The 12,623-nt window shown below is 46.3% G+C and carries 13 protein-coding genes; 10 read left to right on the top strand and 3 right to left on the bottom strand.

The genetic code is table 11. The features are described 5' to 3' along the window. Nucleotides 1-20 precede the first annotated feature (20 nt). A complete protein-coding gene (locus ACED46_RS07445) occupies nt 21-626 on the top strand; it encodes a DUF3157 family protein (RefSeq protein WP_371721171.1) in 606 nt (201 codons plus the stop codon). Here ACED46_RS07445 and ACED46_RS07440 read toward each other — a convergent pair. Beyond that, nucleotides 623-1,276 (bottom strand): hemolysin III family protein, encoded by a 654-nt coding sequence (locus ACED46_RS07440; RefSeq protein ID WP_371721170.1) that lies wholly within the window; start codon nt 1,274-1,276, stop codon nt 623-625. The two genes, ACED46_RS07445 and ACED46_RS07440, sit on opposite strands and share 4 nt — an antisense overlap. A 156-nt stretch (nt 1,277-1,432) precedes the next feature. Beyond that, entirely contained in the window at nt 1,433-2,224 is a 792-nt protein-coding gene (locus tag ACED46_RS07435) for a sporulation protein (protein WP_017058778.1), read from the bottom strand. Nucleotides 2,225-2,507: 283 nt separating this feature from the next. Here ACED46_RS07435 and ACED46_RS07430 point away from each other — a divergent pair, with 283 nt between their 5' ends. The 6 genes from ACED46_RS07430 (at nt 2,508) to ACED46_RS07405 (ending at nt 7,627) form a co-directional block, all read left to right on the top strand. After that, the gene (locus ACED46_RS07430; RefSeq protein WP_004739323.1) at nt 2,508-2,675 is read left to right on the top strand and encodes a hypothetical protein; all 168 of its coding nucleotides are present in this window, start codon (nt 2,508-2,510) and stop codon (nt 2,673-2,675) included. 131 nt (nt 2,676-2,806) lie between these two features. Further along, nucleotides 2,807-3,070, top strand: a complete 264-nt coding sequence (locus ACED46_RS07425) for a YihD family protein (RefSeq protein WP_009848104.1) — start codon at nt 2,807-2,809, stop codon at nt 3,068-3,070. A gap of 326 nt (nt 3,071-3,396) precedes the next feature. Beyond that, complete coding sequence (ccoG, locus tag ACED46_RS07420) at nt 3,397-4,815, top strand: cytochrome c oxidase accessory protein CcoG (RefSeq protein ID WP_017063014.1); 1,419 nt, start codon at nt 3,397-3,399, stop codon at nt 4,813-4,815. Nucleotides 4,816-4,888: 73 nt separating this feature from the next. Continuing rightward, nucleotides 4,889-5,875 carry a serine/threonine protein kinase gene (locus ACED46_RS07415; RefSeq protein WP_017058781.1) on the top strand — a complete coding sequence of 329 codons (987 nt, stop codon included), beginning with the start codon at nt 4,889-4,891 and terminating at the stop codon, nt 5,873-5,875. A gap of 55 nt (nt 5,876-5,930) precedes the next feature. Further along, nucleotides 5,931-6,530 carry a thiol:disulfide interchange protein DsbA/DsbL gene (locus ACED46_RS07410; protein ID WP_017063015.1) on the top strand — a complete coding sequence of 200 codons (600 nt, stop codon included), beginning with the start codon at nt 5,931-5,933 and terminating at the stop codon, nt 6,528-6,530. A gap of 140 nt (nt 6,531-6,670) precedes the next feature. Beyond that, nucleotides 6,671-7,627: a DUF2860 domain-containing protein gene (locus ACED46_RS07405; RefSeq protein WP_371721169.1), complete on the top strand. Its 957-nt coding sequence runs from the start codon at nt 6,671-6,673 to the stop codon at nt 7,625-7,627. Between the two features lie 62 nt (nt 7,628-7,689). Here ACED46_RS07405 and ACED46_RS07400 read toward each other — a convergent pair whose 3' ends face one another. Then, nucleotides 7,690-9,213 (bottom strand): YifB family Mg chelatase-like AAA ATPase, encoded by a 1,524-nt coding sequence (locus ACED46_RS07400; protein ID WP_371721168.1) that lies wholly within the window; start codon nt 9,211-9,213, stop codon nt 7,690-7,692. 472 nt (nt 9,214-9,685) lie between these two features. Here ACED46_RS07400 and ilvG point away from each other — a divergent pair, with 472 nt between their 5' ends. From ilvG to ACED46_RS07385, 3 genes are read left to right on the top strand one after another with little or no spacing between them, the layout of a single operon-like run. Further along, on the top strand, nt 9,686-11,332 hold the full coding sequence (gene ilvG / locus ACED46_RS07395) for an acetolactate synthase 2 catalytic subunit (RefSeq protein ID WP_371721167.1): 1,647 nt from the start codon (nt 9,686-9,688) through the stop codon (nt 11,330-11,332). Nucleotide 11,333: 1 nt separating this feature from the next. Further along, on the top strand, nt 11,334-11,618 hold the full coding sequence (gene ilvM, locus ACED46_RS07390) for an acetolactate synthase 2 small subunit (RefSeq protein ID WP_017055442.1): 285 nt from the start codon (nt 11,334-11,336) through the stop codon (nt 11,616-11,618). A gap of 12 nt (nt 11,619-11,630) precedes the next feature. Further along, nucleotides 11,631-12,599 (top strand): branched-chain amino acid transaminase, encoded by a 969-nt coding sequence (locus tag ACED46_RS07385; protein ID WP_017063017.1) that lies wholly within the window; start codon nt 11,631-11,633, stop codon nt 12,597-12,599. The last annotated feature ends 24 nt before the right edge of the window (nt 12,600-12,623 follow it).

The following is a 12,623-nucleotide window of genomic DNA, read 5'->3' as shown; positions in this document are numbered from 1 at the left end:
ACAAAATCAAGGAAACACAGATGAAATCATACGTACTTCTCGCTGGCGCATTGCTCGCAAACTCAGTATTCGTAAGTTCTGCCTTTGCTGATCAAATGGTCACATTGCCTGATGGCAAACAAGTGTTACTCAAAGATGATTTTACTTGGCAATACGTGGCACCGAAGCAAACGGAAGCAGCAGTGACAACATCAGAGATCGCAGTGCCTGTTTCAGCAGCGCCTATTGCAGCAGCCCCTGTCGTAGCCGTACCTGTCGCAACGAACACGCGTGGCACTACAATTGTGGTTGATAGTAAGAAGCCAAGCTTACAGCTGTCTCAATCAGGAGTGGATGTTGTACTGGGTGCAAGTCGCTATGAAGATGGTGAGCTTATAATTCCGACAGCCATCACCAACCAAGGCACTCAAGCGGTTATTTTGGTATCACTTAACATCAGCGTATTTACTGCAGAAGGTGAGTTGTTGGCAGAAGAAGAAGTTGCAGTGTGGAAATCAATCAAACGAATGGCCGACACATATCTGCGACCAAAGACGGGTGAAGAAGGCAAGCTAATCAAGCTCGACCTAGAACAACACCCTGAATATCAGATTAAAGCAGAGATTACTGAGGTACTGGCTCGCTAAACCGGAGTCACGTACAAATAAATAGCGAAGAAATGGCAAGCGCAGCCCGCCAAAACAAACAAGTGCCAGATGGCATGGTTGTAAGGGATGCGTTTGGCCACATAGAAAATAACGCCCAACGAGTAAATCACGCCGCCGAGCGCCAATAACACCAAGCCGCCCATCTCGATATTCATCGCCAGTTGATACACCACAATCAACGACAACCAGCCCATCGCTAAATAAATGAACAGCGATAGACGCTTAAATCGGTAGACGAAGGCAATCTTCATGATGATACCGACCAGCGCAATTCCCCAGATAACCGCCATCAAGCCCATCGCTAATGGGGTTCTTAAGCCAACCAATAAAAACGGGGTGTAGCTACCTGCGATGAGTAAGTAAATTGCACAGTGATCGAGGGTTTTCAATAAACGCTTGGTTTTTTCTGTGGTGATCGAGTGATAAAGCGTGGAAGCGAGAAAGAGTAGGATAATACTGCTGCCATATACCGCCATACTCGCAATAGTCAGTATGTCGGCTTGATGGTCAAACGCACGAATCAGCAGCAGGATTAAACCAACCACGCCAAGCACAACACCCAAGCCATGGGTTATCGCATTGGCGCGTTCTTCGATGTCACTGTATTCGCTCGCCGATGATGCAGACATGATTATCCTACTAGAGTAAATGTTCGATTTGCCTAGTATTGCACATTAAGCTTACACGTGTAAGCTTAAATTTTTATGACATCTTTTATGACATTAATAACGCCTAAACGGTGTGATGAAGCTAAGGTCTCTAAAGCTACAGAACCAAAGAGCTAACTAAGATGCGTTGTCTAGATACTCAAGTACCATCTTGCCCGCATCTTGTGGTGACGTATCCAATGGCACACTCAATTGACGCTGCAGTTGGCCAATGCCTAACAAGCTCGCCAACATGCCTTTTGCACCATCGCGATTACGGTCTATCTCAAACCACAACTTAAGCTCGGTTTCATCACGATGAGCAACCACTTCCAGTTCACGCCAGCGGCCATGATATGGACCAGTGGTAGGGACAAACTCAAACTCTTGAACAAATGGCAGTTCAAAGCCCTCTACTGCTTCGCACTCAACTTGGCGAATGCGTAAACCTTGAGCTTCTAGTTCATTAAAAATACCATCAAGAAGTGCATCTGGGCGAACCGTTAAAATATCCTTATCCGATGGATCAATCGCCATCGCAATATCGAGCCCGGTTTCTAGCCACACCTTTGAATCACCAATCGTGACAGGTGTGTTCAGCGGGACATCAAACTCACATTCAAAATCACGGGTTTCACCCGGCTGAATAACAAAGGCATACGGCAGGCTCCATTTGGCCAACGAGTATGTCTGGTGCATTCGACGTGTTTGACCGCCCTCTTGCCTTTGCGAATTCATAGTAATTTCTTTGACGTAACGACAGCACAAGTTGAGATCGATATTGTCGATCTCTTGTGGCTGAGCGCCACCATAGACATGCACAATAATGCTCGCCTTCTTGCCTGGATAAAGCACTTCCTGTTGCAATACAGAATCCACCTTGGCAGATCCAATTCCAAAACTTGCTAACGTTTTCTTTAAGAACGACATATGCACCTCCTTTAAAGCATCATCTTAAGCCTGAAAGAGGTTCAAACTCAAATATACTGCTCACACTATTTTAGCTCTAATATCGTCTATTTATCACTCAGGCGTCGATCGATAACTTAGATAGTGATAATCTAAGCCTTGATATGCATGCATATCATTATCCTGATTTATTCTTCGGATTGGCGAAAGCCAGACGAGTGACGCTTCAAGCAATTGAGGTGGAGCTCATGGTAAATCAGGCCATTAGATTGGCAATGGATATGCCTGACCGTTAGGTAAATTAATGCGCCCAACAGCTGTCAGGTTCTCGCACACCAACCGTAGTGCGATGCGTCGTCGTAGTGGCTTTGTTGCTGCTCCAACGGCTAAGAAATTGGCTCCTACAATGACTCTAGTTGAGAAGACTGCTTTATTAGCACCGACTACAACGAAAGTGATTAAAGCCGCTTAACAAAAAGCGCAGTTTTTACTGCGCTTTTTTCTTGCCCGCTCCCATCTTGAAATGTGTTTACACATTGGTATTCCCTACCCGATTTGATACCTTAGCCACAAATCATTATAAAATTTGTGGAGAAATAAAGTATGAAGTGTCACCGCATTGAAGAACTGCTTGAACTGATGGAGCCTGAGTGGCAGAAAGATCAAGAGCTTAACCTATTAGAGTTCATCATTAAGCTATCAAAAGAAGCGGGCTACCAAGGCAAGCTTGAAGAACTGACTGACGATGTTCTTATCTATCACCTAAAAATGCGCAACAGCGAAAAAGATGAGATGATCCCGGGCCTGAAAAAAGACCAAGAAGATGATTTCAAAACCGCAATTCTAAAAGCACGTGGCCTTCTTTAGTCGCCCGTTAGTTTAGAGCTCAATTGCCGTATAGATAAAACACTCAATTTTAAAAAGCGACCACCAGGTCGCTTTTTTGTTTCTGTTCGCTATTTTTTCGTCACAACTGTTATGACTTTTGTTGTTAAAGGTTGATAGCGTTAAAGAAATGAGAACAAGATTGTCGCTATAATCGCCATCCATAAGAATCTTCTAAAATAATAAGAGTGAGTGCGATAACAACAAATGCACCAAGCTCAATTTCAACAGGTTCTCTAAACCATACTTTCAAGTAATGTCGTCATGCCCGACTTAACCGGGCAAACAAGCCACAAAAAGGATAGTCCATGAGTCAGGATAAAATCGATATCAAAGATGTGACTCCTAAAACCTTTAACCCGAAAACACATAAAGGTAATGGAGATCGATTTAACCCAAGTAACCGAATCTATGTTCGAGAAAGCAAAGGTAAATTCCAACAACTGCGTCGCTATGGCGGTTGGTTCTTACTTTTACTTTTTGCGCTTATCCCATGGATTCCCTTTGGTGAACGTCAAGCGATCTTGCTCGATATCGGCAGCCAACAGTTCAACTTCTTTGGCACCACCTTATACCCGCAAGATCTGACCCTACTCGCGATCCTATTTATGATTGCCGCGTTTGGCCTGTTTTTCATAACCACCTTCTTAGGCCGTGTCTGGTGTGGCTATTTATGCCCACAAACCGTCTGGACCTTCATGTATATCTGGTTCGAAGAGAAGCTAGAAGGCGCTGCCAATAAGCGAAGAAAACAAGACTCGGGCAAACTGACGAGCAATTTAATCCTCAGAAAAACCCTCAAACACATTGCGTGGTGGGCGATTGCCATTGCGACGGGCTTAACCTTTGTTGGTTACTTCATCCCAATCAAAGAGTTAGTGGTTGGCTTCTTTACCTTTAACTCGTCTTTCTGGCCGGTGTTTTGGGTACTGTTCTTTGCTGGATGTACTTATGCCAATGCGGGTTGGATGCGTTCAATTGTTTGTCTGCACATGTGTCCTTACGCGCGTTTCCAGTCGGCAATGTTCGATAAAGACACCTTCATCGTTGGTTACAACACAGAACGTGGTGAAAGCCGTGGCCCTCGCTCTCGTAAAGCCGATCCAAAAGAGCTTAGTCTAGGCGACTGTATTGACTGTAATCTGTGTGTACAAGTGTGCCCTACGGGTATCGATATCCGTGACGGCCTGCAATACGAGTGTATTAACTGCGGCGCGTGTATTGATGCCTGTGACAACACGATGGAGCGTATGGGCTATGAGAAAGGCCTGATCAATTACACCACCGAGCACAGACTTGAAGGTCACTCGACCAAGGTAATGCGTCCCAAGCTGTTGGGCTATGGCGCTATCTTGATCGTGATGCTGGGCTTGTTCTTCGCCCAAATCGCGAGCGTTGATCCTGCCGGCCTAAGTGTTCTGCGTGACCGAAACCAACTGTTTAGAGTCAATAACCAAGGGTTGGTTGAAAACACCTACACCTTGAAAGTGATCAACAAGACTCAACAAGAGCAAGAGTACAAACTCGATGTTAGCGGACTGCCCGATTCTATCTGGTATGGTAAACAGACGATTACTGTCGATCCAGGCGAGGTTTTGAACCTACCTATCAGTTTGGGCGCCGACCCAGAAAAACTGAGCTCACCAGTTTCGACAATTCAGTTTATACTCTCGGATAATGAAGAGTTTACGATGGAAGTCGAAAGCCGCTTTATCAAGAAGCTCTGATACCCGCACCGTAGTGCTTGGTATAACAACCCAATAAATGGAAAAAGGCTCAGTAATGAGCCTTTTTTATTCTATGACGATGCAAGCCTTTAACTTTGATAACCTGACTCCTGACTTCATGTGGTACGCACTGGAGAGCATCGGAGTTCGCGCTGAATCCGGGCTTCTCGCTCTCAACAGTTACGAAAACCGTGTCTATCAGTTCACCGATGAAGACCGTAAGCGCTACGTCGTTAAGTTTTACCGTCCACAACGCTGGAACAAGGCACAGATCCAAGAAGAGCATGACTTCGCACTCGAGCTTATCGAACAAGAGATGCCGGTTGCGCCTCCAATGCGAATCAACGGTGCAACCTTACATGAATACCAAGGCTACCTATTTGCACTATTTGAAAGTGTTGGCGGCAGACAGTATGAAGTTGACAATCTAGATCAATTGGAAGGCGTAGGACGCTTTCTTGGTCGTATTCATAAAGCCAGCGCGGGAAGAACATTCCAGCATCGCCCGACCATCAGCTTAGATGAATACCTTTATCAGCCACGTAAGATTCTAGAGAACTCTCAGTTTATCCCGACGCACCTAGAAAATGCCTTCTTCAATGACGTTGACCTTCTGATCAAAGAGCTAGAGAGCCAGTGGCCGAGCAACATTGAGAATATCCGCCTGCACGGTGACTGCCACCCTGGCAATATTTTGTGGCGCGATGGGCCAATGTTCGTCGATCTTGATGACGCACGTAACGGCCCTGCGATACAAGATCTGTGGATGCTGCTCAATGGCGAGCGCCAAGATAAGCTGATGCAACTGGATATTTTGCTAGAGAGTTACCAAGAGTTTTGCGATTTTAATACCGCACAACTGAAACTAATCGAACCACTACGCGGTCTACGTATGGTGCATTACATGGCATGGTTGGCGAAACGATGGCACGATCCTGCGTTTCCTCTGGCCTTCCCGTGGTTTAATGATCCGAAATATTGGGAGCAACAAGTACTTGCTTGTAAAGAGCAAATTGCTACCCTGCAAGAGCCACCACTTTCGTTAATGCCTCAGTGGTAACAGCAATCGCAACATACAACTAGATAAAAATTCAAACATAATGGAGATTGGATAAATGAAAAAGCTATTCGCATTTTTCTCATTGATCATGTTGAGCCTTACCGCTCACGCTGCGAAATTTAACGAAGGTGAACACTACAAAGTTCTCGACCTAGAAGCATCAAAAAAACCAATGGTGACAGAGTTCTTCTCTTTTTACTGCCCACACTGTAATAGCTTTGAGCCAATCATCCAGCAGCTAAAACAACAGCTACCTAAAGACGCTAAGCTACAGAAGAACCATGTTTCATTCATGGGTGGCAACATGGGTCTGCCAATGAGCAAAGCTTACGCGACAATGATTGCACTGAAAGTTGAAGATAAAATGGTGCCAGTGATGTTTAACCGCATCCACACAATGAACAAGCCACCACGTGATGAAGAAGAACTGCGTCAAATCTTCCTAGACGAAGGCGTTGATGCGAAGAAATTCGATGCTGCGTATAACGGCTTTGCTGTAGATTCTATGGTTCGTCGCTTCGACAAAGCATTCAAAGACAGCGGCCTTTCAGGTGTACCCGCTGTTGTGGTTAACAACCGCTACCTAGTAGAAGCTCAAGGTATCAACTCTCTTGATGAGTACTTCGAGCTCGTGAACTTCTTATTAAAGAAGTAAGCCATTGATGAAAGGAAGCTTCGGCTTCCTTTTTTTTTGCTAGTTCAAAAATCATTATTGATAAATAATTAACCTGGAAGTTTAAAGCTTTACTGCTATTAATAACCCGTCCTAAGAACCGGTGGGCAAGGAGCCCTTGAATGAAAATAAAAATAACTCTCTTGGCATTGAGCGTTGCGGCTTCTCCCGCTTTTGCCAAGCTTGCAGACCAACAAGGTTTCAGTGGTGAAATCTCTCTCAATACCGGGGTTACCTCTTCCACCTCGAACTTTAATACCGATGCTGATAGCAATCTTTCATCCACAGATCAGAAGGCTTCTTCGGAAAGCTCTTTTCTGGTTGCTCCTTTAGGTAGTGTTGCTTATACCTTTGGTGAAAAGCTAAACCATCAGGTATACACAGGTACCGCGCGAGATGATGTAGCAACAGGTACTGTAGTTCTCGAAGTCGGTTACAAATACCAACTTGAGTCAGGCATGGTGATCGACGCTTCACTGCTGCCAACCATTATGTCTGGTGAAACTTGGGCTGATCCATACAACACCACATCAGCTCGCACCAAGACCAATGAAACTGGCAATGCGTTTCGTTTGAAGCTAAGCAACATTGCGGGCTCAGCTTTCTCGCTAGACATGGCCTATGCGACCAAAGATGTCGACAAGGATGATATTCAAGATCAAGAGCTCAAACGAGATGCCAATACTCTCTACTTGAAAGGTCAATATCGCCTGCCACTCAGTCGTACCATGATGCTTATTCCATCCGTCATCTATCAAACACGTGATGCTGATGGTAAAGCTGAATCTTACGACCAATTCGGTGGTGAGGTAAGCTTGTTTGGTGGCATGGGGCGTCACCAGTACGCACTAACAGCGGGTTACAACCAACGCTCTTACGATGCGAGCAACCCGATCTACGACAAGAAACGCAGCGACGACAATATCAACCTATTCGCCGCCTATGAGTATGTTCAATTCATGGATTGGGAAAACTGGTCGTTTATTTCACTGGCAGGCTACGGCACCAGCGACTCGAACATTACCTTCTACGGCGAGTCTCAATATATAGTTTCAGTTGGCTTGAACTACAAGTTCTAACCTTAGCGAGTATGAACTGCAATCCAACGAAAGCCTGCATCTAAGCAGGCTTTTTCTGCTTGCTAGACAGCTTGAGCCGTGAGTTGTTTCAGCAAGCGATCCATCGCGCGATAGCCTAGCGCTTCTGATAGATGTTTCTTTTCGATCTGCTCGTTACCGTCAAGGTCGGCAATGGTTCGTGCCACCTTAATAATTCGATGATAAGCACGAATCGATAAACCCAAGCGATGTAGTGCTGTCTCAAGAAACTCTGCATCTTCGCGTCGCAGTGGGCAATACTTCTCAATTTCTCGGCTACCTAACAGTGCATTCGATTTATGGTTGCGAGATAGCATTAACTCGCGCGCCTGCCTAACCCTTTGCTTAACTACTTGAGTTGTTTCACCGCGATCACCGCCTTCGGCCAACATTCCTTTTGGCAACAGAGGTATCTCCAATGACATATCGAACCTATCCAGCAAGGGCCCAGATAAGCGATTGAGGTAACGCAGGATGATCTGTGGGTTGACGCGCGCCTGGTTACCTTCGTAATAACCCGTTGGACTTGGGTTAAGTGCACCGACCAATTGAAAACGCGCAGGAAAACGAGTCTTGCCCGCAGCACGGGAGATAATGATCTCGCCCGACTCTAGTGGCTCTCGTAATGAATCAAGCACCTTGCGCTCAAACTCCGGCATCTCATCTAAGAACAATAAGCCGTTATGCGCTAAAGAGATCTCTCCGGGGCGAGGCACCGAACCACCACCCACTAATGCCGCCATTGAACTGGAATGGTGAGGAGAGCGAAAAGGTCGTTGCTTCCAGTTGTATTGATTGATTTCTTGTTGCGTTAACGAGGCCACCGACGCGGTTTCCATCGCTTCGTCATCACTCATTTCAGGTAATAGGTCACGCAGTCGAGAAGCGAGCATAGTTTTTCCGGTTCCGGGTGGGCCAAGAAACAATAAGTTATGATTCCCAGCAGCGGCTATCTCTAGAGCTCGCTTGCCTTGTTGTTGGCCGATAATATCTTGTAGGTCGCGAAGCACTGAAACATCAGCCTGATGATGTTCCGTTCTATATAGCCCAAGCTGAGCCTGTCCACACATGTCAGCACAAACCTCCAACAAGGTTTGTGCAGATTTATGCGCTCCCTTGCCCACCAGCGCAGCCTGATCACCGTTATGATGTGGGACAACTAAGCATCGCTCTACACTGTCGGCGGCTAACGTCGCAGGCAAAACGCCCTTTACCGAGCGAAGTTCTCCTGACAATGCCAACTCACCGATAAATTCATGTTGAGCTATTTTTGATGTCGGAAGCTGATCTGACGCCACCAAAATCCCAAGCGCGATGGGCAGGTCAAAACGACCACCTTCTTTGGGCAAATCGGCTGGGGCGAGATTGACCGTGATTCTTTTCGATGGAAACTCAAAGCGAGAATTGATGATCGCGCTTCTCACTCGGTCTTTAGATTCCTTGACCGTTGTTTCAGGTAGACCCACCAGCGTGAAGCCAGGCATTCCGTTGCTTATATGCACCTCAACGGTCACTTCTGGCGCCTCTACACCCACACTAGCTCGGCTATGAATTATCGCGAGTCCCATAACTTTCCTTTGTCTTTGATTTAAAAGTATTCGCTCTGGATATTCGTTGCTCACCAAAGCGATAAGGTTGTTATATAGCTTGGTGGAATGGTATTTTAATGTGAAAAAAGAATGACATTTCCCTTGTCATGCGGCAGATTTGTGTGATAACACTAGAGATGTAGACATTTACTGAAGACAATAAACGAGAAAACTCGAATATTATGATTTTTAACGCTCGCATTTACGCACTGATTAACCTGATTATCGTAGTCATTATTAAGACTGCGCGGGGGCGAGTGGGAAGAAAGTAACCACGAATTAGAAAAAACCCCCGCACTGACAAGTCCGGGGGTTTTTTCTAATTTAAACATTCGATTTTTATATTTTTGAGCATTTTCGGCTTTGCCGATTTACAGGAAGAATGGGAGCACAAGATGTGCAGAGACAAAGGAAACAGTTACCAAAATAAAGGTAATACGGGAGAATTCCGATGAAAGGCGCAGAACTAGTCGTATCCGCACTCAAGCAACAAGGAATTGAGACCGTATTTGGTTACCCCGGTGGTGCCATCATGCCAATCTACGATGCACTCTATGACGGCGGGGTTGAACATATCCTATGTCGCCATGAGCAAGGCGCCGCTATGGCCGCGATCGGCATGGCTAGAGCAACACAAGATGTCGCTGTTTGTATGGCAACCTCGGGACCAGGTGCAACCAACCTAGTCACTGGCCTTGCTGATGCCTTTATGGATTCAATCCCATTGGTTGCTATCACAGGTCAGGTTGCAAGTTCCCACATTGGTACCGATGCATTCCAAGAAATGGATGTGATTGGTATGTCTCTGTCATGTACTAAACACAGCTACCTAGTAACTGATATTGAAGAGCTAGCTCCAACCCTCGCTGAAGCGTTTGTGGTAGCAAAGTCTGGCCGCCCTGGCCCGGTTATCGTCGATATCGCTAAAGACGTTCAACTAGCAGAAACACCTGTTAACGCTCTTCCTGAATTTACTCCACCCGCAATTCCTGTTGCGACAACTGATGCCATTGAACAGGCACAGTACTTTTTGTCTCAAGCGACCCGTCCTGTTTTATACGTAGGTGGTGGTGTTCAACTTGCTAAAGCAACCGATGCGGTTCGTGAGTTTTTACGCCTAAACCCAATGCCAGCAGTAAGCACACTGAAAGGCTTGGGCACTATCGAACGTGACGACCCACACTACCTTGGCATGCTGGGTATGCACGGCACTAAAGCCGCTAACCTTGTGGTTCAAGAGAGTGACCTGTTGATTGTTGTCGGTGCTCGTTTTGATGACCGAGTAACTGGCAAACTCGATACCTTTGCGCCGCATGCTAAGGTTATCCATATCGATATCGATGCCGCTGAGTTCAGCAAACTGCGTCTTGCCAATGCGCCAATTCGCGGTGACATCAACAAGATCATGCCTCAACTAGAGCTAAGCCAAGACATCTCCTCTTGGGTTCATCACTCTGAAGGTCTTCGTAGCTCATTCAAATGGCGTTACGACCACCCTGGTGATCTGATTTTTGCTCCACTGCTGTTGAAGCAACTGTCAGACATGATGCCAGCAAGCTCTATCGTATCGACTGATGTGGGCCAACACCAAATGTGGGCAGCTCAGCACATTCAGCCTCGCGATCCACAGAACTTCATTACCTCTGCCGGTTTAGGCACCATGGGCTTTGGCTTGCCAGCTGCAATGGGTGCTTCGGTTGGGCGTCCTGATGACCAATCTATTCTAATCTCTGGTGATGGCTCGTTCATGATGAACGTGCAAGAGCTTGGCACATTGAAGCGTCGTCAGATCCCAGTGAAGATGGTACTGCTTAATAACTCTCGCTTGGGTATGGTTCGCCAATGGCAATCGTTGTTCTTCGATGGCCGCCACAGTGAAACCATCCTAGATGACAACCCAGACTTCGTGATGCTAGCGAAAGCCTTCGATATCCCGGGTAAAACCATCACGCGCAAAGAAGAAGTAGAGCCAGCACTGAAAGAGATGCTAGAAAGCAAAACCGCTTACCTACTTCATGTTCTTATTGATGAAGAAGAGAACGTATGGCCACTAGTACCGCCAGGTGCTTCAAACAGTGAGATGTTGGAGAACACATAACATGAAAAGATACCTATTAGACATCAAAGCCGATGATAAGCCTGTACTACTAGAGCGTGTTCTTCGTGTTATCCGCCACCGTGGCTTTATTGTTAAGCAAGTCGCGGGCACTCAAAACCACGAAAGTAAAGTGGCGAGTGTAGAGATCATTGTAGACAGTGACCGTCCAATCTCTTTTTTGGTCAATCAAATCGAAAAGCTGTGGGATGTGCGTACCGTTGACGTTATCTCGATCAGCCGTAATGAACTGCCAAACAACAACTTACAACAAAAGATAAACGCATAAGGAACCGCAAACATGACAGCTAAAACAGCAGACTATATTTGGTTTAACGGTGAGATGGTTCCTTGGGCAGAGGCGAACGTTCACGTCCTGACTCACGCAATGCACTACGGTACTTCTGTGTTTGAAGGTGTTCGTTGTTACAACACACCAAAAGGGCCGGTTATCTTCCGTCACCCTGAACATGCTAAGCGCCTAAAAGACTCAGCAAAAATCTATCGCTTCCCTATTCCTTACACTGAGGAAGAAATTATGGAAGCGACTCGCGAAACGCTACGCCAAAATAAGCTAGAGTCAGCGTACATCCGCCCTCTAGGTTTCGTAGGTAACGTTGGTTTGGGTGTCTGCCCGCCAGAAAATACTGAGATGGAACTGATCATCGCTGCTTTCCCTTGGGGGTCTTACCTAGGCGAAGAAGCACTAGAAAACGGCGTTGATGCAATGATTTCTAGCTGGAACCGTGCCGCTCCAAACACGATCCCAACCGCAGCAAAAGCCGGTGGTAACTACCTATCTTCACTATTAGTTGGTGGCGAAGCTCGCCGTCATGGTTACGATGAAGGCATCGCACTGAGTGTTGATGGTTACCTTTCTGAAGGGGCTGGTGAGAACATCTTTGTGGTACGTAACGGCGTGCTATCCACACCACCAGCGACCAGTGCGATTCTGCCGGGTATCACGCGTGATTCGATCATGACACTAGCAAAAGACATGGGTTATGAGATCCGTGAAGAGAACATTGCTCGTGAAGCGCTATACCTTGCTGATGAAGTATTCATGACAGGCACAGCGGCGGAAATCGTTCCGGTTCGTAGCGTAGACAAAATTACAGTAGGTGAAGGCAAACGCGGTCCTATCACTGAAAAAGTTCAAGCGGCTTACTTTGGTCTATTCAATGGCACCACTGAAGATAAGTGGGGCTGGTTAGACTACGTTTACCCAGCAGACCAAACTTCAGAAAACCAAACGCAAACAACTAAGTAAGCAACAGCCAAATATTTTATAAGG

This window comes from Vibrio sp. 1S139, from assembly GCF_041439475.1.
GTDB lineage: Bacteria > Pseudomonadota > Gammaproteobacteria > Enterobacterales > Vibrionaceae > Vibrio > Vibrio crassostreae_C.
Note: the sequence above shows the minus strand (reverse complement) of the source record. Positions and strands in the feature narration are given on the sequence as shown.